20 protein-coding genes and 1 tRNA gene are annotated in these 20,720 nt (G+C 68.6%); 14 read left to right on the top strand and 7 right to left on the bottom strand.

Annotation, left to right across the window (positions count from 1 at the left end):
• Positions 1 to 42 precede the first annotated feature (42 nt).
• Positions 43 to 1,020 carry a winged helix-turn-helix domain-containing protein gene (locus ABZ004_RS28810; protein WP_355684206.1) on the bottom strand — a complete coding sequence of 326 codons (978 nt, stop codon included), beginning with the start codon at positions 1,018 to 1,020 and terminating at the stop codon, positions 43 to 45.
• Positions 1,021 to 1,094: 74 nt separating this feature from the next.
• On the opposite strand from ABZ004_RS28810, the gene ABZ004_RS28815 reads away from it, so the two are divergent.
• Positions 1,095 to 2,300, top strand: a complete 1,206-nt coding sequence (locus ABZ004_RS28815; RefSeq protein WP_355684207.1) for an MFS transporter — start codon at positions 1,095 to 1,097, stop codon at positions 2,298 to 2,300.
• A 14-nt stretch (positions 2,301 to 2,314) separates the two neighbouring features.
• Here the strand turns inward: ABZ004_RS28815 and ABZ004_RS28820 are convergent, their stop codons facing one another.
• Complete coding sequence (locus tag ABZ004_RS28820) at positions 2,315 to 4,291, bottom strand: Xaa-Pro dipeptidyl-peptidase (RefSeq protein WP_355684208.1); 1,977 nt, start codon at positions 4,289 to 4,291, stop codon at positions 2,315 to 2,317.
• A gap of 148 nt (positions 4,292 to 4,439) precedes the next feature.
• Between ABZ004_RS28820 and ABZ004_RS28825 the strand changes: the two genes are divergently transcribed.
• The 3 genes from ABZ004_RS28825 (at position 4,440) to ABZ004_RS28835 (ending at position 7,440) form a co-directional block, all read left to right on the top strand.
• Complete coding sequence (locus tag ABZ004_RS28825; protein WP_355684209.1) at positions 4,440 to 5,453, top strand: LacI family DNA-binding transcriptional regulator; 1,014 nt, start codon at positions 4,440 to 4,442, stop codon at positions 5,451 to 5,453.
• A gap of 15 nt (positions 5,454 to 5,468) precedes the next feature.
• Positions 5,469 to 6,383 (top strand): 1,4-dihydroxy-2-naphthoyl-CoA synthase, encoded by a 915-nt coding sequence (locus tag ABZ004_RS28830; RefSeq protein WP_355684210.1) that lies wholly within the window; start codon positions 5,469 to 5,471, stop codon positions 6,381 to 6,383.
• A gap of 79 nt (positions 6,384 to 6,462) precedes the next feature.
• Positions 6,463 to 7,440 (top strand): hypothetical protein, encoded by a 978-nt coding sequence (locus tag ABZ004_RS28835; protein WP_355684211.1) that lies wholly within the window; start codon positions 6,463 to 6,465, stop codon positions 7,438 to 7,440.
• Positions 7,441 to 7,495: 55 nt separating this feature from the next.
• Here the strand turns inward: ABZ004_RS28835 and ABZ004_RS28840 are convergent, their stop codons facing one another.
• Entirely contained in the window at positions 7,496 to 8,326 is an 831-nt protein-coding gene (locus ABZ004_RS28840; RefSeq protein WP_355684212.1) for an SDR family oxidoreductase, read from the bottom strand.
• 150 nt (positions 8,327 to 8,476) lie between these two features.
• On the opposite strand from ABZ004_RS28840, the gene ABZ004_RS28845 reads away from it, so the two are divergent.
• The 3 genes from ABZ004_RS28845 (at position 8,477) to ABZ004_RS28855 (ending at position 12,174) form a co-directional block, all read left to right on the top strand.
• Positions 8,477 to 8,677 (top strand): hypothetical protein, encoded by a 201-nt coding sequence (locus ABZ004_RS28845; protein WP_355684213.1) that lies wholly within the window; start codon positions 8,477 to 8,479, stop codon positions 8,675 to 8,677.
• Positions 8,678 to 8,696: 19 nt separating this feature from the next.
• Complete coding sequence (locus ABZ004_RS28850) at positions 8,697 to 11,309, top strand: LuxR C-terminal-related transcriptional regulator (RefSeq protein WP_355684214.1); 2,613 nt, start codon at positions 8,697 to 8,699, stop codon at positions 11,307 to 11,309.
• Between the two features lie 73 nt (positions 11,310 to 11,382).
• Positions 11,383 to 12,174: an SGNH/GDSL hydrolase family protein gene (locus ABZ004_RS28855; protein ID WP_355684215.1), complete on the top strand. Its 792-nt coding sequence runs from the start codon at positions 11,383 to 11,385 to the stop codon at positions 12,172 to 12,174.
• Positions 12,175 to 12,320: 146 nt separating this feature from the next.
• Here ABZ004_RS28855 and upp read toward each other — a convergent pair whose 3' ends face one another.
• A complete protein-coding gene (gene upp / locus ABZ004_RS28860; RefSeq protein ID WP_355684216.1) occupies positions 12,321 to 12,962 on the bottom strand; it encodes a uracil phosphoribosyltransferase in 642 nt (213 codons plus the stop codon).
• 131 nt (positions 12,963 to 13,093) lie between these two features.
• On the opposite strand from upp, the gene ABZ004_RS28865 reads away from it, so the two are divergent.
• The 4 genes from ABZ004_RS28865 to ABZ004_RS28880 all read left to right on the top strand — a co-directional run bounded on the left by ABZ004_RS28865 (position 13,094) and on the right by ABZ004_RS28880 (position 14,482).
• The gene (locus tag ABZ004_RS28865) at positions 13,094 to 13,264 is read left to right on the top strand and encodes a hypothetical protein (protein ID WP_355684217.1); all 171 of its coding nucleotides are present in this window, start codon (positions 13,094 to 13,096) and stop codon (positions 13,262 to 13,264) included.
• A gap of 153 nt (positions 13,265 to 13,417) precedes the next feature.
• The gene (locus ABZ004_RS28870) at positions 13,418 to 13,918 is read left to right on the top strand and encodes a tRNA adenosine deaminase-associated protein (RefSeq protein ID WP_355684218.1); all 501 of its coding nucleotides are present in this window, start codon (positions 13,418 to 13,420) and stop codon (positions 13,916 to 13,918) included.
• Between the two features lie 31 nt (positions 13,919 to 13,949).
• The gene (locus ABZ004_RS28875; RefSeq protein ID WP_355684247.1) at positions 13,950 to 14,378 is read left to right on the top strand and encodes a nucleoside deaminase; all 429 of its coding nucleotides are present in this window, start codon (positions 13,950 to 13,952) and stop codon (positions 14,376 to 14,378) included.
• Positions 14,379 to 14,391: 13 nt separating this feature from the next.
• Positions 14,392 to 14,482: transfer RNA gene (locus ABZ004_RS28880), tRNA-Ser, on the top strand.
• 87 nt (positions 14,483 to 14,569) lie between these two features.
• On the opposite strand, the gene ABZ004_RS28885 is transcribed toward ABZ004_RS28880, so the two are convergent.
• Entirely contained in the window at positions 14,570 to 15,646 is a 1,077-nt protein-coding gene (locus ABZ004_RS28885; RefSeq protein WP_355684219.1) for an ABC transporter substrate-binding protein, read from the bottom strand.
• Positions 15,647 to 15,729: 83 nt separating this feature from the next.
• On the opposite strand from ABZ004_RS28885, the gene ABZ004_RS28890 reads away from it, so the two are divergent.
• The gene (locus ABZ004_RS28890; protein WP_355684220.1) at positions 15,730 to 17,238 is read left to right on the top strand and encodes a potassium/proton antiporter; all 1,509 of its coding nucleotides are present in this window, start codon (positions 15,730 to 15,732) and stop codon (positions 17,236 to 17,238) included.
• A 120-nt stretch (positions 17,239 to 17,358) separates the two neighbouring features.
• On the opposite strand, the gene ABZ004_RS28895 is transcribed toward ABZ004_RS28890, so the two are convergent.
• Together ABZ004_RS28895 and ABZ004_RS28900 are read right to left on the bottom strand one after the other, a co-directional pair.
• Positions 17,359 to 17,919 carry a LytR C-terminal domain-containing protein gene (locus ABZ004_RS28895; protein ID WP_355684221.1) on the bottom strand — a complete coding sequence of 187 codons (561 nt, stop codon included), beginning with the start codon at positions 17,917 to 17,919 and terminating at the stop codon, positions 17,359 to 17,361.
• 24 nt (positions 17,920 to 17,943) lie between these two features.
• Positions 17,944 to 18,237: a type II toxin-antitoxin system VapB family antitoxin gene (locus ABZ004_RS28900; protein ID WP_132288237.1), complete on the bottom strand. Its 294-nt coding sequence runs from the start codon at positions 18,235 to 18,237 to the stop codon at positions 17,944 to 17,946.
• Positions 18,238 to 18,372: 135 nt separating this feature from the next.
• Here ABZ004_RS28900 and ABZ004_RS28905 point away from each other — a divergent pair, with 135 nt between their 5' ends.
• Complete coding sequence (locus ABZ004_RS28905) at positions 18,373 to 19,077, top strand: L,D-transpeptidase family protein (protein WP_355684222.1); 705 nt, start codon at positions 18,373 to 18,375, stop codon at positions 19,075 to 19,077.
• 100 nt (positions 19,078 to 19,177) lie between these two features.
• Positions 19,178 to 20,716, top strand: coding sequence for a helicase HerA-like domain-containing protein (locus ABZ004_RS28910; RefSeq protein ID WP_355684223.1), 1,539 nt, complete (start codon positions 19,178 to 19,180; stop codon positions 20,714 to 20,716).
• The last annotated feature ends 4 nt before the right edge of the window (positions 20,717 to 20,720 follow it).

Genomic DNA, 20,720 nt, shown 5'->3' on the forward strand with positions numbered 1-20,720 from the left:
TAACCCGGGCAAGTATGACCATAGCCCGCTGCGGCGGGAAGCTCAGGAGTCGACCAGACTGTGGCCGAGATCGGTGCGGAGGTAGAGCACCTGCTTGCCCTGGCGGTGCCTGGTCAGCAACCCGGCATCGCGCAGCACCTTCAGGTGAGCCGAGATCCCGCCCGGCGCGAGCTCCAGCCGGGCGGCCAGCTGACTGGTCGTCTGCGGTGCGTCCAGGATCAGCAGCATCCGGGCCCGGGTCTCGCCGAGCAGCCGGACGAGCGGTTGCCCGGTCGGTGCGACGGATCGCTCCCAGAGCGTGCCGACCGCCCGGACCGGATAGAACATCGACACCGGCGATCCGGGCCGGACCGTGAAGGCCGGCAGGTTGTCCAGAAAGATGCTCGGCGCGATCGGCATCCCCTCGCCACGCAACTCCAGTTCGAGATCGCGGCCCCACTCCATCTCCAGCCGGCCGTCCCGCCAGCGCAGGCTCGGGTGCAGCTCCGCGAACATCCGGGCGGGACCGTAGTCGGCCAATGTTCTGGTGCGGAAGGCGATGTCGGCCTCGAGCAGGGTCAGCAGCTTCGGCCAGACGGCAGCGATCGCGAGCTCCCACCAGGTCGCCAGCGCCTCGACGATCGCCGGGAGGTACCGCTCGGGCTCAGCATGGATCTGCCAGCCCAGCTCGGTCAGCGGGGTCTGCTGGTGGGTCACCTCGAGGTCCTCGCGGACGATCTCCGCCGGGGTGGCGCCGAGGACGGCCAGCTCGGCCTGGATGGTGGTCAGCGGGGTCTGCGGCGCCGGCGTGAGGAAGTCGGGCAGCCAGGCGCCGGGCCGGATGAGTGCTTCGAGCAACGGCTTGTGCGGTCGGAGTACGGACGACTTGTTCGCGCGGTTCGCGTCCTTGATCCAGGGCAGGTGGATCGCGTGCCGGGCCGGATCGTGCACCGCCCAGCGGCTCGTCACGGTCTCCCACAACGGCGAAATGGCGAACCGGGTAGCGGCCAGATCGTCAGGGCCGAAGCGGGTGATCAGCACTCGGCCACTCTAGTTCGATTCACTGCTGAGTGAATCGTTCGCGCCGGGCCGGTCCGGCAGCTTTCATCTAGGGCATGCGACTGCTGCCTCCGCCCGGTCTGCCTCGGCGGCTCTGCCTGCAATCCGCCCTGTACGCCGTGGGCTCGGGCGTCTTCCTGTCCGGTAACGCCGTCTTCTTCACCCAGATCGTCGGGTTGTCGGCGGCCCAGGTCGGAGTCGGGATCTCGATCGCCGGCGTCGTGGCCTTCGTCGCGTCGGTCCCGGTGGGCGCTTTGGTCGATCGCCTCGGCCCGCTCCGGAGCTGGTTGATCGGCGCGCTGGCGGAGGGTTGCATCTACCTGGCCTACCCATGGGCCCGAGGAGTGGTTGCCTTCCTCGCGATCGTGATCCTGCTGGCTCTCGTCGAGTCCGCAGGCAACTCAGGCCGCGGCGCGTACACCTTGGACGCACTCGATCGAGGCGCCCGGGTGAAGGTGCTCGCCTACGTCCGGTCCGCGCTCAACCTCGGATTCACCGTCGGCGCCTTGCTGGGCGGACTCGCCCTCGCGACCGGGAGCCGGTCGGCGATCATGGCCGTTCCGTTGCTGGCCGGCTTCTTGATGCTGCTCAACAGTCTCCTGATCGCCCGGCTGCCGAAACCGGCACACCACGAGCAGACCGGTCCGCCTCCGTCGAGGCTCGCGGCGCTGCGCGATCGGCCGTTCCTGGCGATGTCGCTGCTCAACGGTCTGGTCGCTTCGCACGGCGTTCTGCTGACCGTCGTCTTCCCGCTCTGGCTGGTCGAACGCACGAATGCGCCACACGCCTTACTGGCTTGGCTTTTCGCCCTCAACACGGTGCTGGCCGTCGGGCTGCAGGTGTGGGCGGCGCGCGGAGCGGAGTCGGTTCCGGGTGCCATCCGCGCCTGCCGGATCGCCGCCGGCTTCATCGCGATCGGCTGCGTGGCGGCAATGTTCACTGCCGGTACGCCGAGGTTGTTGACGATCCTGCTGCTGGTCGTCGCCTACGTCGGCATCACCTTCGGCGAACTCTTCCAGTCGGGTGGCGGCTGGGGGCTGGTCAGCGAGCTCTCGCCTCCGACCCAACGGGCGCAGTACCAGGGCGCCTTCCGCCTCGGCGGCCAACTCCAGTCCATGCTCGGCCCCGCAGCCTTCACCGCACTAGCCGTCACCTGGAACCCCCTCGGCTGGCTCCTGATCGCCACACTGATAGCCATCGGCGCCCTAGCTCTGGGCCCCGCCGCCCGAGCCTCAGCCACCTCCCGAGAACTAGTGTCCTGAGGTCGGGTCTGGTTTCAGCGCAGCGGGTCGTGCAGGTCGGGGCGCTGGGTGGGGGTGGTGATGTCGACCTGGATCGGCTGGGGCTTGGTGGGGGCGGCGACCTTGCCGGCGGTGACCGGGAGGTTGAGTTTGCTGTTCGCCAGGTCGATGTCGATGCTGGCGCCGGTGTCGTTGGGGGTGGTCCACTCGGTGTCGCTCAAGGTGACTGCCAGGCCGAGGACTCTGCCCTTGGGGATCACCTCGTCCTGGGCGCGCAGCGGGATGGTGACGGTGGTCCAGCGGCCGGGGGTGAGCGGAGTCGGGTGAGTCAGCGAGTTGCTGTGCGCGGCGTCGATCCAGCCGCGGCTGACGATGCCGAAGTCGCTCTCTTCGGTGAGCTTCTTGATCTTGAAGTAGCAGGGGTCGTCGAAGGCGGCCTCTTCGCCGACACAGTCGTAGGTGTCCGGATTGTCCGGGTCGCCGTTCTCGGTCTCGAAGCCCGCGTAGCGGTCGGCCTTGCCGTATTCGATCAGCCGGGCGGTGACCGGCGTGGTGGTCGAGTCGGCCTTGATCCGCAGCGTGACGGTCGGCGTACCGCTGACCCGGATCGCGGCCGGCAACGGTGCGGACAGGAACATCTGCCGGCCCGCGATCACGTCCGTCGGCGTGGCCACGATGGTGTCCTCGGTCAGCGTCGGGTCATCGGTCACCGTGACGGTTCCCTTGCCTGCGGCCCCTAGTTTCCCATCGGCCAGCGGCACCGGCACGGTCTTGTTCACGGCCGGCCAGGTCGGGTAGTTCCGCCAGACGTCCGGCGCGACCTCGACGCTGGCGGCCGGCTCCTTCATCACGTTGTTCTGCAGGCCTTGCAGCCAGTAGTCGAACCACTTGTGCAGTTCGTCGACGAAGGCGTCCCGGCGGTAGTCGAACGGGTCGACGTGGTCCTCCAGCCCGAGCCAGATCTTCCGCGGCACGTGGTTCTTGCCGAGTGCTGCCCACCACTGCGCGAAGTGGTTGCTCTGCACGTTGTAGTCGCTCAGGCCATGCGTCATGAAGACCGACGCCTTCACCTTGCGGGCGTCCTTGACGTAGTCCCGCTCGGCCCAGAAGGAGGTGTAGTCGCCTGTCTCGTCGTCGTCCTGCTCGCCGAGGTCCGCACGCACCGCGTCGCAGGCCGGCGTGTCGTGGCCGACCGCGCCGCCGAGCCAGGGCATGTAGTCGACCGAGTACGGCACGCCGCCGGAACGGGTGTAGTCGTACCAGGACGAGATGGCCGAGATCGGCACGATCGTCTTCAGACCCCGTACGCCGGTCGCGGCGACCCCGTTCGCCAGCGTCCCGTCGTACGACTTGCCGATCATCCCGACCGACCCGGTGGTCCAGTCGGCCGTGACCGGGGTGCCGTCGAGGTGCTCCGCGGTGTTGCGTCCGTTCAGCCAGTCGATCACCGCGACGACCGAGGCGATCTCGTCCTTGCCGCCGACGTCGCCGCAGCCGTCCGACCGGCTGGTGCCGACGATGTCCACGCCGACCATCGCGTAGCCGCGCGGGACGAAGTAGTTGTCGTAGAACAACGGCATCTTCTGGATGACGCCGTTCTCGTCGTAGGTCTTCTTCTCGCCCTCGTTCCCGCGTCCACAGCAGGAGTAGTACGGCGAGGCGTCCATGATCACCGGGATCTTGACCCCGGCGGCCGCGGTCTCGCGCGGCCGGACGATGTCGACGGCGATCTTGTCGGTCTGCCCGTCGGAGTCGGTGTCCAGGTGGGTGTCGACGTAGACGGATTCGCGGATCGCGCCCGCATAGTCGTAGACCGGCTGGGTACTGTGCGACCGCGCGTCGACGTGCGCCGGGACACCGGTGACGCTCGGTGCGGCGCTCGCTGCTGCTGCGAGGGCGGACTCGCCCGGGCCGTCGGGCACCCTGGATGCCGATGCGGTACCGGCGAAAGCCCCCAGACAGAGCAGGCTGGACGAGACCAGGATCGCGACCCTGGCGTGGACGGTCGTCATGGCTTGGAAGGCTAGTCATTACCGGCTCGCAATGCCAGGTCCTGGCGACATTGGCAGGCTCTTCTCAGCTACGAAGGGTGATGACGGCCCGCCGTCCGATAGTGTGACCGCCACCCAGGGGGAGAGTGGTCCGGAAGGTGGGTAACCAGTGAATCTGCGAGCACCGGTGACATTGCTGGATGTAGCGCAGCGTGCGGGAGTGTCGGTCGCGACTGCTTCCCGCGTGCTCAACGGCGGGGACCGCGTTCCGCGCCCGGAGCTGCAGGAACGCGTCAGGGACGCTGCTGCCGCGCTCGGTTACACACCGAACGCCCAGGCGCAGGCGCTGGCGAAGTCGTCCACCAACGTGGTCGGCATCCTCGTGCACGACATCGAGGACCCGTACTTCGCGGCGATCGCGAACGGCGTGATGCGGGCCGCGGACGAACGCGGTCTGCTGGTGATGATGGCCAGCACGTTCCGTGATGCCGACCGTGAGATTGCTTACCTGTCGTCCTTGCGGGCCCAGCGCGCCCGGGCCGCCGTGATGATCGGCAGCCGCCGGACCGACGCCGAGGGACTGGCCCGGACGGCCACCGAGATCGAGAACTTCCTCGGCTCCGGGGCCGGGCTGGCGCTGGTCAGCCAGGCCGGGATGCCGGCCCACACGATCGAGCCGGACAACCGGGCCGGTGCGGCCGAGCTGGCCCGGTCGCTGGTCGGGCTCGGGTTGCGTAAGTTCGGCGTACTGGCCGGTCCGGACGCGCTCGCGACGGCGGTCGACCGGCGGGACGGGTTCCTGGCCGGCCTGGCCGAGTCGGGGATCGAGCCGGTCGCCGTACGGGCCGGTGATTTCACCCGGGACGGCGGGCATCAGGCGGCCGGTGAGGTGCTCGATCAGAAGCTGGATCTGGACTGCCTGTTCGCGGTCAACGACGTGATGGCGGTCGGCGCGATGTCGGCCCTGCGGGCTCGCGGGGTCGACGTACCGGGCGAGTTGGCGGTGGCCGGGTTCGACGACATCGCCACCCTGCGGGACGTCTGGCCGGGGCTGACCACGGTGCGGTTGCCGCTGGAGCAGATGGGCCGCCGGGCGCTCGAGCTGGCGGTCGAGGGCGGCGACCCGACGACGGAGACGTTCCGGGCCGAGGTCGTCCTGCGGGAGAGCACCGCGCGGAGCTGAAATAAGCTCGCACCTGTGACCGAACCCGAGCAGATCTCCGACATTTTCGATCCGTCGGCCTGGAAGCAGGTGGACGGCTTCGAGCTGACCGACATCACCTACCACCGCGCGGTCGACGCGGGGGTGGTGCGGATCGCGTTCAACCGGCCCGAGGTCCGCAATGCGTTCCGGCCTCGGACGGTCGACGAGTTGTACCGGGTGCTCGATCACGCGCGGATGTCCACCGACGTCGGCTGCGTGCTGCTGACCGGCAACGGGCCTTCACCGCGCGACGGTGGGTGGGCGTTCTGTTCCGGTGGCGACCAGCGGATCCGTGGCAAGGACGGGTACAAGTACGCCGAGGGGACGACGGCCGACACGATCGATCCGGCGAAGGCCGGCCGGCTGCACATTCTCGAGGTGCAGCGGCTGATCCGCTTCATGTCGAAGGTCGTCATCTGTGTCGTACCGGGCTGGGCCGCGGGTGGCGGGCACAGTCTGCACGTGGTGGCCGATCTGACGCTGGCATCGGCGGAGCACGCGCGGTTCAAGCAGACCGACGCGGACGTGGCGTCGTTCGACGGCGGGTTCGGTTCGGCGTACCTGGCACGGCAGGTCGGGCAGAAGTTCGCCCGCGAGATCTTCTTCCTGGGCGAGGAGTACTCCGCCGAGGACGCCTACCGGATGGGCATGGTGAACCGGGTCGTGCCGCATGCGGAGCTCGAGGCGGTCGCGCTCGACTGGGGCAAGAGGATCTGCGCGAAGTCGCCGACGGCGCAGCGGATGCTGAAGTACTCGTTCAACCTGATCGACGACGGGCTGGTCGGCCAGCAGATCTTCGCGGGTGAGGCGACCCGGCTGGCTTATGCGACCGATGAGGCTGCCGAGGGGCGCGACTCGTTCCTGGAGAAGCGGCCGGCCGACTGGTCGCCGTACCCCTATGCGTTCTAACGCCGGTCCATGAGCGGTTCGCAGAAATATTTGTTCTAGCTACTGACAGTTCTCGGTAAATCTCTTACCGTCACTCGGTATGGACAACCTTTCCCGCCGTGGGCTGCTGACCGGAGCCGGTGCGATCCTCGCCGCCGGCTCGCTCGGCGTACCCACCGCCTCCGCCCGCCCTGTCCTCGCCGACTCGCTCACCCCGACCAAGCGGTTCAAGATGAGCGCCACGACCAACGAGTTCTTCCGCTCCAAGCCGTTGTGGGGCCCGACCGTCATGCAGTCGTTCGCCTTCGACACCCCGAACAACCGGCTGTTCACCGGCCAGCTGCGGTCCGGCACCGGGGAGAACAGCGGCGACCTGACCCTGAGCCAGCTGAACTTCTCCGGCACCGTGCTCGGCCACATGTACCTGACGGGCTTCGGCCACGCCGTCTCGATCGGAGCGGAGGCCGTCGGCAGTACGACGTACCTGTGGACCGAGACCGACGTCGACACCACCAACGGGCGCGGCCGGCAGATCGCCAGATTCCCCTGGCAGAACGGCGCGACGCTGACGAAGAGCTCGGCCTCGCTGACGAAATGGAAGCCGGTCTCGAACGGCAGCGTCTTCACACCGGCGGTCGACCAGCGATTCGGCCGGCTCGGGGTGCGCTACTCGTTGTCCGACGGCATGCATATCAACGTGTACTCGCTGGCCGCCGCCCGGGCGGGTGACTTCTCGACCGTGCTCGCGACCTTCAAGCAACCAGCGCTGACCTCGGGGGTCGACTTCCAGGGCTGGACCCTCTACGGCTCGTACGCCTATTTCTGGGAAGGCGAGGCGTACCCCGGTGCACCCGACGAGACCAAGGCGAACTCCAAGCTGTGGTGCTACGACATCAACGCGGGCGAGATCGTCGACTCGTTCCTCACCCTGGCCGGTAAGAGCCTGACCTATCGCGAAGCCGAAGGGATGGCGGTCTACGGCTCGACCGATGCCACCGCCCGCTTGTACTTCGGCTTCGCTTCCGGCGTCACCGGGGACCGTCGCGCCAACCTGTTCTACCGCAACGACCTGGTCTGACCCGTTGCGTCCGAAGAACTGGAGCAGACGTCCCTCCGCTTCTTCGGACGCAACGTCAGGCCGTGACGCCGCGGGTGAACAGCGCGTCGAACACCGGGGCGGGCAGCAGGTTCTTCATCGCGATGAACAGGTGCGCATCCCGGCCGACCAGGCGGCGGCTGTGCGGCCGTCGCCTGGTGAGTTCGGACTCGATGGCCTTCGCGACGATCTCCACCGGCGCCGTCTGTTGCTGCAGCTTGGCGCACATCTTCCGCTGCATCGCTCGATGCGACCGGTAGAGGTCGCGGTGCTCGGGACTGAGGCCTGCGTCGATCTGGTCGAGGATGTTCATCATGTCGCGCCAGGGGTCGGTATCGATGCAGCCGGGCTCGATCAGGGTGACCTTGATGCCCCACGGGTGGAGCTCGCGGCGCAGGTTGTCGCCCAGTCCTTCGACGGCGAACTTGGACGCGTTGTAGAAGCCGGACAGCGGGATCGCGATCCGGCCGTTCATCGACGAGACCAGGATGATCCGGCCGGTGGCCTTCCGTAGCCGGGGCAGCACGGCCTGGGTGACCGCGATCAGGCCGAAGACGTTGACCTCGAACTGGTGCCGCAACCCCTCGATCGGGACCGCCTCGACCGGTCCGGCGACGGCGATGCCGGCATTGTTGACCAAGGCATCCAACCGGTCGGGGAGCAGGGTGTCGAGGCTCGCGATCTGGTCGGCGTTCGTCACGTCCAGCTCGATCGCCTGGAGGTTGGCCGACTCGGCCATCAGCTTCTTCCCGGCCAGTTCGTCCCGCACCCCGGCGTACACGGTCCAGCCGGCCTTGGCGAGGTGGAGCGCGGTGGCTCGTCCGATCCCGCGACTCGCACCGGTCACCAGCACGGTCTTTCCGATCATGATGCTCGCCCCCTGAAGTGAGTGGTGCCACCGATTGTTCGGCGTACGGCGGGCAGTCGCGCGAGTAGCCGGCTACTCGATTCAGTCGGGCGCGGATCCGAGTAGGCGAGTACGCGTGTCCGGACCGGGCGGCGGGGTGATCGTGGCGATATGACTGTCGATCGAACCGAAGCGCTGGGGCTGATCCCGGCCGCGCACTCACTGGCCCTGCGGCTCCGAGAGGCAGGCGTGGGGGACGACCTGATCGCCGAGTGCCTGGGGATCGAACCGGAGACGGTCGGCCCGCTGCTGGTGGTTGCGGAGGGCAAGCTGGCCGCGGCGCTCCGCGCGACGAGTACCCCTCAGGACTAGCCGTTTGTACGCTTCGGTCATGCGGCGGGTATGGCAGCTGACCGGCCGGGCCGAGGAACTGCGGTTCCTCGACGCGGCGACTCGGCGCTCCGGGGCGCGGGGCGTGATGCTGGCGGGCGCCGCCGGGGTGGGCAAGAGCCGGCTGGCGCGGGAGGCGCTGACCCGGGCTGAGGCCAGAGGCCTGACGACCCGCTGGGTCAGCGCGACGGCTTCGGCCCGCGAGCTCCCGCTGGGCGCCTTTGCGGCCGTGCTCGGGCCGATCAGCGGCGACCCGATGCACCTCCTCCAGCAGGCCACCGACGCTCTGCTCACCGATGCGGGCCCGCACGGCGTCGTCCTGGGTGTCGACGACGCCCACCTCCTCGACGAACTCTCGGCGCTGCTCCTCCACCAGCTCGTACTGCGCGGCGCCGTGCGCGCGATCGTCACGGTTCGCACCGGTGAGCCGGCGCCGGACGCCGTGACCGCGCTCTGGAAGGACGCCCACCTGGAACGGCTGGAGGTTCAGCCGCTCTCCGAACCCGAGACCAGGTTGCTTCTGGAGACCGTGCTGGGCGGTTCGGTTGACAGTGCCTCGGCTCAGCGACTATGGAGTCTGTGCAGCGGAAACGCCTTGTATTTAAGGCAGATCGTCGAGGGCGCCGTGGAAGAAGGCCGACTGCAGCAAGTTGGTGAGATCTGGCGCTGGTCGGGGGAGCTGCGGTTGTCGCCCGGTCTCACGGAGTTGGTGCAGTTGCGGATGGGCCGGCTGTCCGACTCCGTGCGCGAGGTCATCGACGTACTCGCTCTGGCCGAGCCGCTGGGGGTCGGGCTGGTCGAGCAGCTCACTGGGACCGCGGCTTTGGAGCAGGCCGACGCGGCTGGGCTGGTGGCGGTCGATCGCGCGGGGCAGCGGATCGAGGCGAGGCTGGCGCATCCGCTGTACGGCGAGGTGCAGCGGGCCGGGATGGGGATGCTCCGGGCCAGGCGGTTGCGGGGTGGCATCGCGACGGCGCTCGCGGCGACTGGTGGTCGTCGGGCGGACGACACTCTTCGGCGCGCTGCGTTGGCCTTGGAGTCCGACCTGCCGCCGGATCCGGTACTGCTCGAAACCGCTGCGGCTACAGCGATTCGGCTGCTGGATCTGTCGCTGGCCGAGCGGCTGGCGCGGGCAGCGGTTGCGGCCGGAGCCGGGTTCGGGGCTCGGTTGACGCTCGCCAACGCGTTGTCGTGGCTGAGCCGGGGTGCCGAGGCGGAGCAGGAGCTGGCCGCCCTGACCGTTGTCGCAGGCAACGATTTCGAGCGGGTCCTGGTGGGGTTCTCGCGGGCCGCCAACCGGTTCTACACGCAGCAGGATCCGGCCGGAGCCGAGGCGGTTCTGGCCGAGGCGGCCGGGACTGTTGCGGGCGCGGAAACACAGAAAACGTTTGCGGCGCTCCGGGCCGCGTTCGAGGTTCATCTCGGCCGCCCTGCCGACGCAGTCCGTACGGCGAAGGATGCGCTGTCGTCTCCGGTGCTACCGGATCTGGCAGTCGTGCTGGCCTCGTTCGGGTTCCTGGGTGGGCTGGGGATGGTGGGACGGGCCGACGAGATGAGTTCCGGTATGGCGCGCGCCTATGCGGCCGGGACGGGGACCTCGGAGGCAGCCGTGCCCTGCTTCGGGATGGGGCACCTGCACATCATCGGGTTGCGGCTGGCCGGGTACCTCGCCGAGGCCGAGCGGGTGGCGGCGGAGCTGAGGCGGTCGGGCGAGAAGATCCTCGGTCCGCCGCAGCTGTACGGGCTGACGTTGCTGGGGCAGGCCGCTTTTGCCACCGGGCGGTTGCAGACCGCGATGCGGTACTTCCGGGAGGCACGGGCGGGGCTGACTCGGTCCGACACGTCAGGGTTCGAGGCGCATTGCCTGCTGGGTCTGACCGAGGGGCTGGCCAAGACCGGTGACGCTGGTGCTGCTCGGGATGCGTTGGTCGAGCTGGACGCTGCCTGGCATCCGGGGCTGGTCTATCTGCAGCCTGAGCGGTTGCTGGCGAGGGCGTGGATCGCTGCTGCGGAGGGGGCGACTACCGAGGCCACCGCATTGACCCGGGAGGCCGCGGAGCTGGCGGAGGAACAAGGCCAGCTTGCGCACGTAGTACTGGCGTTGCAGACGGCTGTTGGGTTTGGGGATCGGACTGTGGCTGGGCGGCTGGCTGAGTTGGCGGAGGTCGTGGATGGGCCGCGGGCTTCTGCTGCTGCGGCCCATGCGGCTGCGTTGGCTGCTGACGATGGTGATGCGTTGCGGGATGCGTCTGGGCGGCTGGAGGAGTACGGAGATCTGCTGGCGGCTGCTGATGCAGCGGCTCAGGCTGCTGTTGCCTATGGGCGGCAGGGGAGGAACGGCGCGGCGCAGTCGGCTGCTGCGCGGGCGGATCGGTTGGCTGTGGCTTGTGAAGGTGCACGGACGCCTGCGCTGCTCGCTGCTGCCAAACCGCTGCCACTGACCGAGCGGGAGCGGGAGATCGTCGCACTGGCCGCTCTGGGGCTGCCGAATCGGGCGATCGCCGACCGGCTGTCCGTGTCGGTCCGGACCGTTGAGGGTCATCTTTACCGGGCCAGCGCCAAGCTGGGGACTACCGATCGAAGCGAGTTCGCAGCACTGCTTCGGGGAGACTGAGTACTCCTCTACTCTGGCGCCGCGGGCGGCCGGGATCGATGCTGAGGGCATGAATCGTGGAGGGGCACTGCTAATGCGTCGTACTCTGATCGCCCTGGTGAGTGTGATTGCGCTGCTTCTTGGCAGCACTCCGGCACTTGCTGCTGAGAGCGGGCGACGGCACTTTTATCTTTCGCTGGGGGACTCGCTGGCGTATGGTTTCCAGAGGTTCAAGGTCGGGCAGCCTGCGGAGGCGTTCGACACCGGGTACGCCGATTTGCTGGCTGCGCGGCATCGGCTGGCTTTGGTGAACTATGGGTGCCCGGGGGAGACGACAACCAGTTTCGCGGACGGTGGGTGTCCGTGGGGCGGGCCGATGCACGACGCGTTCGCTGGTGCTCAGTTGGCGGCCGCTGTGCGCTTCCTGCGGGAGCATCGCGGGAAGGTGGAGCTGGTCACGTTGTCGCTGTGGGGGAACGACGCGTCGGCATTCGTTGCTTCGTGCAACGGTGATGTGCAGTGCATCGTCTCTGGCGCTCCGGCGGCGATCGCCCGGATCGCCGCGAACCTGTCCGAGATCCTGCGGCAGCTTCATCGGGCTGCACCGGATACCCGGGTCGTCGTGGTCGGGGCCTATGACGTCAACGTCGGAGCGTTTCCGCTGACCCACCCGATCATCCAGCAACTCAACATCGCGATGGCAGCGGCCGCTGCTCGCAACCGGGCCCGCTTCGCCGACCCGATGCCGACCTTCAACCCACCGACCGACCCCACCGGCACAACCCTCTGCACCCTCACCCTCCTCTGCCGAGACGCCGACTCACACCCCTCCGACGTGGGCTACCAGGCCCTGGCCCACCTGATCGCGCAGCAGACCGGTCGTTGACCTGGCTGATCGGTGTGCCGGGCGACGCCGTACCGGGTGTCGCTCGGCGGCCGGGTGGGCGGCGAGGAACAACCGGGTGCGCGGGCGAGTGATCGGGTGGGTGGCGCCACGCCGGATCGGGCGGGCGGCGTACGGCGTACGGGGTGTTACTGGGCTACGCCGTAGAGGCGGTCGCCGGCGTCGCCCAGGCCGGGGACGATGTAGCCCTTCTCGTTCAGGTGCGAGTCCATGCCGGCGATCACCAGGTTGACCGGGACGTGCAGGTCGGCCAGTTCGCTCTCGACCCGCTCGACGCCCTCGGGTGCCGCGAGCAGGCAGATCGCGGTGATGTGGTCGGCGCCGCGGTCGACCAGGAACCGGATCGCCGCGATCAGCGTGCCGCCGGTCGCGAGCATCGGGTCGAGGACGTAGCACTGGCGGCCGTGCAGGTCCTCGGGCAGGCGTTCGGCGTACGTCGAGGCGGCCAGCGTCTCCTCGTTGCGGATCATCCCGAGGAAGCCGACCTCGGCGGTCGGCAGCAGCCGGGACATCCCCTCGAGCATGCCGAGACCGGCGCGCAGGATCGGTACGACGAGCGGCTTCGGCGCGGTCAGCTTGATCCCGGTCGCCTCCGCCACCGGGGTCTGCACGGTGATCGGACCGGTCCGGACGTCCCGGGTCGCCTCGTACGCGAGCAGCGTGACGAGCTCCTCGGTGAGCCGCCGGAAGGTCGGTGAATCCGTCCGCTCGTCCCGCAGGGTGGTGAGCTTGTGGGCGACGAGCGGATGGTCCACGACGAGGATCTGCATGCGCCGAACGCTACCGTCGGCGATTCGTTCCCCGAAAGCCACTGCACTTTTAGGATGGAACCGCAGTCGATTTTGGTCAGCCGGCTCCCGCCCCGGGGCGCCTCTCCCGAACCGACGAGGATGGTGCCGTCGTGCCCGAGAACACCGGCAAGTCGCCCGAACAACTCGACCGCCTCCGCCGCCGCGCCGCCTTCCTCCGCGAACTGGAAGAGGCCCGCGCCCTCCGCGCCCGGATCCACCCCCGCCGCACCCGGGTCCGCCAACTCCGCCAAGCCATGCGCCGCGCCACCTACCACCACTGACCGACAGCGACAACTTCTGGCGCACTTCGCCGTCCAGCTGTAGGGCGTCCGGGGGTGACTGCCGGTGACTGTGAGTTGATCGGGGCGGCACCGATACCTCGTCGAGACCGGCAATACCTCCCGCTGGTTGCCGGAGTCTGCGACGATGAGCCAGTGTCCGATCCCACAGCTGGGCCGATGACCACCGCCGAACTCGACTTCGCGGTCGCGGCCTACGCCGAAGACGGAGTCTGGACGGTCACCCCGCTGGTACTCCGTGGCGAGCCGGACCTGTCCGCCCTGGTGTCGGCGCTGCGGCGCTACCCGGGCGAATCCGGGGTGATCGGGATGATCTCGATCGACGAGGACTTCTTCATCGTGCTCCGCCTGGACGGCGGCCGGGCGCGCCTGCTGATCTCGGACGTGACCGCGGCGACCGAATGGCCGCTGGCCAAGCAGGTCCTGGACGAGCTCGGCATCCCGCTCGCCGATGACGACGACGAGCAGGTCCCGGCCGGCGACCTCGGCATCATCGCCGACCTCGGGATGACCGCGATGGATCTCGGCGCGCTGATCGACGACGTCGACCTGTACCCCGAGGAGATGCTCGAGGAGATCGCCGACGCGCTCGGCTTCGGCAACCAGTTCCACGAGGCGATCGAAGCCATTGGTTAGCCCGCTGGTGAACAAGCACTGGGCCGCGTTGATGGGCCTGGCGCTGGCCGAGGCCGAGTTGGCCGGCTCCGACGTACCGATCGGGGCCGTGGTGGTCGACGCCGACGGCCAGGTGATCGGCCGCGGTCACAACGAGCGCGAGCAGACCGGCGACCCGACCGCGCATGCCGAGATCCTGGCCATTCGCGCGGCCGCCGAACACATCGGTGAGTGGCGGCTGACCGGATGCACCGTGGTGGTCACGTTAGAGCCCTGCACGATGTGCGCGGGGGCGATCGTGCTCGCCCGGCTCGACCGGCTGGTGTTCGCGGCGTACGACGAGAAGGCGGGCGCGGTGGGGTCGCTGTGGGACGTCGTACGGGACCGCAGACTGAACCACCGGCCCGAGGTTGTGAGCGGGATCATGGCCGACGAAGCGGGTGCGCGGCTCCGCGATTTCTTCGAAGGCCATAGGTCTTGATAGCCTCTCCGGCGGTGGCGTGTCCGAGCGGCCGAAGGAGCGCGCCTCGAAAGCGCGTGAAGGGTACCCCCCTTCCGAGGGTTCAAATCCCTCCGCCACCGCCAACCACCTCCGGGTGGTAGTAACACCGAGGACCCTGATGCCGTGTGACGCGTCAGGGTCCTCGCCTTTTCTCCACGACCCCAGCGTGGTCAAGCGGTGTGGAGGACCCGGAAGCGGTCGGGGGCGGCCGGGTCGCGGTCGGCGACCTGTGCCGGCGGCCAGGCCCATTGCCAGACACCAACGCCGGGGGTGCGGGTGAAGCGGATCTGCCCTCGGGTGCCTTCCACACTGACAGCCGCCCAAGAGCCGACGCGGAGGTACTCGGCGAGTGCGGTGATCGTGTCGTAGCCCTCGAAGGCGACGAAGGAGGGTTCTGCGGACATCGTTTCGCGCAGGGCTGCGTCGACTCGGGCGCCTAGCGGGCTGAAGACTTCGGGCAGGTAGCGAAGAAAGGGGATCCCGGCGCCGTCCTGGCCGAGGAGGGCCGCCCATGCGGGGAGTTCTGGTTGTCCGGCCGGTGCGCCGATCAGGACCTCGGCGAGCCGTGCGTCGCGGCGTACGGACCGAACGATCGCGACGGCTGGTTCCGGCGTACCGGTCAGCAGGAGGAGGGCTGTCGCGCGGCTGTCGGCAAGTTCGTCACACAGGGCGGCCGGGGTGAGGTCGTTGAGTTCGATGACAGTGCCGCCGCGTGCGGCGAGATGATCTCGGAGAATGCTGGTCCCTGCCGCCCAGTAGACGCTCGTCTGGGCCGCTACGGCGATCCGGTGGTGTCCGGCGGCGAGGAGGAAGTCTGCGTAGATCCGCCAGCTGTGGGACTGCGCGGGGGCAATCCGCGCGACCAGATCTGTCGGTTCTTCGGTGAGCGCGTCGAGAACGGCTGAGGAGCAGAGAAACGGCAGTCCGAGAGCATCAGCTCTCGCGGCAGCGGCCCGCGCGGCGACGCTGTGATACTCGCCGACCACCGCTGCCACACCCAACTGGGCCAGCTCGCTGACAGCTGCCTCAGCCTTTCGCGGATCAGCTGCAGTGTCCCGAACCAGCAGTTGCAGCTCGATCCCACCGGCCGCGTTGACCTCCCGGACACCCAACTCGAGCCCACCAAGCAGCTGCCGCCCCGCCTCCGCCCACCCAGGCGGGCTCAAGGGGACAAGCACACCGATCTGAACCAACGAATCCTCCTGGCTGCCCATGCCGCCCATTGCATCCGCGGCGTCCCCGAACATCAACCGAATTCTTCTTGGCTCGATGATTCGTTGCCGGAGGCATGCCTCTACTAGGCTGCAGTCCCCGACCCGAGAGGGCCGCTGTGGACGTGACGGAGCTGGACCGGATCCTGCTGGGCGGTGCTGCGGTACTGCTGGTGGCGATCGTCGCCGTGCGGCTTTCCGGGCGGCTGGGGCTTCCGTCGCTGCTGATCTACCTCGGCATGGGCCTGGTGCTCGGCGAGTCCGGGCTGGGGATCCAGTTCGAGGATGCGCAGCTCGCACATGCGCTCGGGTTCGCCGCGCTGGTCATCATCCTGACCGAGGGCGGTCTCACCACCCGGTGGAACGAGGTCCGCCCGGTGATGCCGCTAGGCGTCGTCCTGGCGACTCTCGGTGTCGCAGTCAGCGTCGGTGTGGTCGCGTGCGTCGCGCACTACATCCTCGGCCTCGACTGGCAGATCTCCGTGCTGCTCGGCGCGGTCACCTCGCCCACCGACGCCGCCGCTGTCTTCTCCGTACTACGGCGCGTCCCCATCCGCCCGCGCCTCCGTGGCGCGCTGGAGGCCGAGTCCGGACTGAACGACGCCCCGACCGTGCTCCTGGTGACTCTGGTCAGCACGGGTGGCATAGGCGACAAGGGCCTCTGGCACTTCACCGGTCTGGTCGTCTACGAGCTCGTGGTCGGTGCCCTGTTCGGTCTCCTGGTCGGCCTGCTCGCGGTAATTCTGCTGCGCCGAGTAGCCCTCAGCTCCGCAGGTCTCTACCCGCTGGCCATCGTCTCGCTGGCTTTCATCTCGTACGCCGGGGGGCAGGTGCTCCTGCATGTCTCGGGGTTCGCCGCTGTCTACGTGACCAGCCTGGTGATCGGCAGGGCCGAGTTGCCCCACCGCCTGGCGACCCGGTCGTTCGTCGACGGGTTCGCCTGGCTGGCCCAGATCGGGCTGTTCGTGATGCTCGGGTTGCTGGCGTCGCCGAGCCGGATCCGGCTGAACGACGTGCTCCTCGCGCTGGTGATCGGCGTCGCGGTGACGGTGGTCGGCCGGTTCGCCGCGGTGACCGTGTCGGCGACGCCGTTCCGGATCCCGTGGCCGGAGCAGACGTTCATCGCCTGGGCCGGGCTGCGCGGCGCGGTGCCGATCGTGCTCGCGACCATCCCGCTGGCCGAGCACGTACCGCAGGCGGACCGGGTGTTCGACGTGGTGTTCGTGCTGGTGCTGCTGTTCACGCTGCTGCAGGGGCCGTCGCTGCCGTGGCTGGCGAAGCGGTTGAAGGTGCTCGACGACAACGCGGCGCACGAGGTGGACATTGACGTGGCGCCGCTGGAGTCGCTCGGGGCGGACATGCTCCAGGTGCAGATCCCGAGCGAGTCGCGGCTGGCGGGTGTGGAGATCGGCGAACTCCGTCTGCCGGCGGGCGTGTCGGTTTCTCTTGTCATCCGCGGCAACAAGGCGTTCGTTCCCGAGCGCCGGACCGTGCTACGGGCAGGGGACGCGGTGCTCGTGGTCGCCCCGAGTCCGCTCCGCGAGCAGACCGTCCGCCGCCTTCGGGCCGTCAGCCGGGCAGGTCGCCTGGCCGGCTGGTTCGGCGAACGAGGCCGCGAACAGCAGTAGGCGCGACGCGACCCGCACGAGAAGAACGCGGGCCGCCGGCGACCCGTAGTACGGGCAAGGTCCGCGAACCAGCGACCCGTAGTACGGGCAAGTCCGCGGACCAACGCTCCGCAGTACGGGCTAGTTCGGGTTTTCGCCGGAGGGGATGGGCTGGGTCGGGCGGATCGACGGGAGGCAGACGGTGCTGTCGGCCGGGACCGCGATCGACGGGACGCCCTTGGTGTTCAGCCGGTTGTACTTGACGCCGACGACCAGGTCGACCGTGTGGTCGCCGCGGTTGTCACCGACTGTCTCCGGCTTCTGGTTCAGCTGACCCATCACGAGCCTGACCTCGGGCGAGTCCGCCGCCGCGCCGCGCACGGCCACCACCTCGGTCTTGTCGCCGCTCGGCTCGTTCGCGACCTTGCGGACGTTGAAGCCACGCTTGCGCAGCTCCTCGGCGGTGCGCTGCGCAGTACCGGCGCGGGCGCCGCCGTTGTAGACGTTGACCACGATCTGCTTGGGCACCAGCCGGTTGTTCGGCAGCTTCTGCTCGACGCAGTTCTGCTCGGAACTACTGGTGAGCGAGTTCCAGCCCCACCAGGTGCCGCCGATCAGGATCGTCAGCAGGATCACCATGGTGATCGGCGTCCGCCAATGAATGCGCGAATACGGCCTCGGCTGCGGCTGCAGAGCGCTCATCTTCCAGTCCCCCGACTCATTGTGCTACTCCACGACCAGGACCCGGGCGTGCAGGACCAGCCGCTGCTGCAGGGCGGCACGAAGCGCCCGGTGCAGACCGTCCTCCAGGTACATCTCACCCTTGAACTCGACCACGTGCGCGAACAGATCGCCGTAGAAGGTCGAGTCCTCGTCGAGCAGCGCGTTCAGGTCCAGGGTGCCCTTGGTGGTGACGAGCTGATCCAGCCGCACCTGCCTCGGGGGCAGCACAGACCAGTCCTTCGGCTTGTACCCGTGGTCAGGGTACGGCCGCTCTTCCCCGACGCGCTTGAAGATCACCCACCGAAGTCTAGTCACAGACGAGGTCTTGCGAGGGGTCGGGAATGTCACCGGAAAACCACGCCGGAACATTTCAACCTTTTGGAGGAGCAAGGCGTCCAATGGAGATAGTGCTTCGAACAGGGGGAGACTGCGATGAGGACACTCAGCAGATTCGGTATCGGTGCGGCCGCACTGGTCGTCGCGATCGCCGGTACGACGTTGCCGGCGGACGCACTCACCGTCGCCCAGAACAAGGCGGCCCAGACCCGTCTGAACAACCTCGGCTGCACCTCCGGTCCGGTCGACGGCAAGATCGGCGCGATGACCCAGGCCGCGACCACCAGGTTCCAGTCGGCCAACAAGATGACGCAGAACGGCTCACTCGCCGGTACGACGTACTCTCGGCTGCTGGCCGCGTCGGCGAAGCGGTGTGATGTCCGGGCGGTGCCGGCCGGGAGCGGCGGGGGTCGCCGGATCGTGCTCAGCCAGTCCCAGAACTACCTCTGGCTGATCGATGCGCAGGGCAAAGTGGTGCGCCAGGGCGGCATCATCGACAACCCGACGTACCTCAAGCCGGGGACCTACACCTCCGGCTCCAAGTGCGGCCGGGCCGGCCGGATCAAGCGCAACACCGACGGCGGCAGCCTCTACCTGAACAACTTCGTCCGGTTCGCGTCCTGCGGCATCGGGTTCCACCAGATTCCGATGTACAAGTCGAACGGGGCCCAGATCCACGCCGACTGGCTGCTCGGCACCAACTCGCGCGCCTCGCACGGCTGCATCCGGGTGTCGAAGTCGATGTCGGACACCATCTGGTCCTTCACCGTCGCCGCGACCAAGGTCGTCGTGGTCCGCTGACGTTTTCCACAGGGGCGGCGGCGCTTGACCCCGAAAGTCACGCCGCCGCACTAGCATGCCGAGCGCAGAGTAGTTTTCGTCAGCTCGTGAAAGGCATGACATGGCCGAGACGCCCGACGTCGTGGAGACCGTCAAGCAGGGGTACGCCTTCGAGGGGCCGGCGATCGAGCTCGGCGCTCTGCTGGTGGACGGTACGCCGAAGCCGGAGGCGGCGGTGCGGATCCCGTTGTCGATGGTGAACCGGCACGGCCTGGTCGCCGGCGCCACCGGTACCGGTAAGACGAAGACCCTGCAGCTGATGGCCGAGCAGCTCTCGGCGGCCGGCGTCGCGGTGTTCGCCGCGGACATCAAGGGCGACCTTTCCGGCGTCTCGCAGCCCGGTCAGAGCAGCGACAAGCTGCTCGACCGGACCAAGACGATCGGCCAGGAGTGGACCGCGACCGGCTTCCCGACCGAGTTCTACGCGCTCGGCGGCCAGGGCACCGGCATCCCGGTCCGGGCCACCATCACCTCGTTCGGCCCGGTGCTGCTCTCGAAGGTGCTCGGCCTGAACGACGTCCAGGAGTCCTCCCTCGGCCTGATCTTCCACTACGCCGACAAGCAGGGTCTGACGCTGCTCGACCTGAAGGACCTGCGCGCGGTCATCACGCACCTGACCAGCGACGAGGGCAAGGACGACCTGAAGGAGCTCGGTGGGCTGTCCGCCGCGACGGCCGGGGTGATCCTGCGCTCGCTGATCGGGTTCGCGGACCAGGGCGCGGAGGCGTTCTTCGGCGAGCCGGAGTTCGACACCGCCGACCTGATGCAGGCCCGCGACGGCAAGGGCGTCATCTCGCTGCTCGAGCTGCCGAACCTGCAGGACCGGCCGGCGCTCTTCTCCACCTTCCTGATGTGGCTGCTCGCGGATCTGTTCCACGACCTGCCCGAGGTCGGCGACGTGGACAAGCCGAAGCTGGTCTTCTTCTTCGACGAGGCGCACCTGCTGTTCGCCGACGCGTCGAAGGCGTTCCTGAGCTCGATCGCGCAGACCGTCCGGCTGATCCGGTCGAAGGGCGTCGGCGTCTTCTTCGTCACCCAGACCCCGAAGGACGTGCCGGACGACGTGCTGGCGCAGCTCGGTTCACGGGTCCAGCACCAGCTCCGCGCGCACACCCCGAACGATGCGAAGGCGCTGAAGGCGACGGTGTCGACCTTCCCGACGTCGACGTACGACCTGGCCGAGGTGCTCACCCAGCTAGGGATCGGCGAGGCGATCGTCACGGTGATGAACGAGAAGGGCGCACCGACGCCGGTCGCCTGGACACGCTTGCGGGCACCGCAGTCGCTGATGGCCCCGGCGACGGCGGAGCAGCTGACGTCCGCCGTACAGGCTTCCCAGTTCAACGCGAAGTACTCGCAGGTGATCGATCGGGAGTCGGCGTACGAGAAGCTGGCGGCGGCGGTGCAGGCGGGGGCCGCGCAGGCCGAGGCCGAGAAGCAGGACGAGCCCGCTCCCGAGCCGAAGGCCCAGCGCCCGCAGAAGCACGAGAAGTCGGTGGTCGAACAAGTCGTCGGCTCCAGCGCCTTCAAGCAATTCGCCCGCTCGGCCGGCCGCGAAATCGTCCGAGGCCTCTTCGGCGCAGCCCGCCGCAAACGCTGAGTGC

The organism is Kribbella sp. NPDC006257, from assembly GCF_040613535.1.
Lineage (GTDB): Bacteria > Actinomycetota > Actinomycetes > Propionibacteriales > Kribbellaceae > Kribbella.

Bases quoted from the DNA above. Each gene is read 5' to 3' on its own strand.
- ABZ004_RS28815 (WP_355684207.1), top strand. From the start codon at position 1,095: ATGCGACTGCTGCCTCCGCCCGGTCTGCCTCGGCGGCTCTGCCTGCAA.
- ABZ004_RS28820 (WP_355684208.1), bottom strand. From the start codon at position 4,291: ATGACGACCGTCCACGCCAGGGTCGCGATCCTGGTCTCGTCCAGCCTG.
- ABZ004_RS28835 (WP_355684211.1), top strand. From the start codon at position 6,463: ATGGACAACCTTTCCCGCCGTGGGCTGCTGACCGGAGCCGGTGCGATC.
- ABZ004_RS28840 (WP_355684212.1), bottom strand. From the start codon at position 8,326: ATGATCGGAAAGACCGTGCTGGTGACCGGTGCGAGTCGCGGGATCGGA.
- ABZ004_RS28845 (WP_355684213.1), top strand. From the start codon at position 8,477: ATGACTGTCGATCGAACCGAAGCGCTGGGGCTGATCCCGGCCGCGCAC.
- ABZ004_RS28850 (WP_355684214.1), top strand. From the start codon at position 8,697: ATGCGGCGGGTATGGCAGCTGACCGGCCGGGCCGAGGAACTGCGGTTC.
- ABZ004_RS28855 (WP_355684215.1), top strand. From the start codon at position 11,383: ATGCGTCGTACTCTGATCGCCCTGGTGAGTGTGATTGCGCTGCTTCTT.
- upp (WP_355684216.1), bottom strand. From the start codon at position 12,962: ATGCAGATCCTCGTCGTGGACCATCCGCTCGTCGCCCACAAGCTCACC.
- ABZ004_RS28875 (WP_355684247.1), top strand. From the start codon at position 13,950: ATGGGCCTGGCGCTGGCCGAGGCCGAGTTGGCCGGCTCCGACGTACCG.
- ABZ004_RS28885 (WP_355684219.1), bottom strand. From the start codon at position 15,646: ATGTTCGGGGACGCCGCGGATGCAATGGGCGGCATGGGCAGCCAGGAG.
- ABZ004_RS28895 (WP_355684221.1), bottom strand. From the start codon at position 17,919: ATGAGCGCTCTGCAGCCGCAGCCGAGGCCGTATTCGCGCATTCATTGG.
- ABZ004_RS28905 (WP_355684222.1), top strand. From the start codon at position 18,373: ATGAGGACACTCAGCAGATTCGGTATCGGTGCGGCCGCACTGGTCGTC.
- ABZ004_RS28910 (WP_355684223.1), top strand. From the start codon at position 19,178: ATGGCCGAGACGCCCGACGTCGTGGAGACCGTCAAGCAGGGGTACGCC.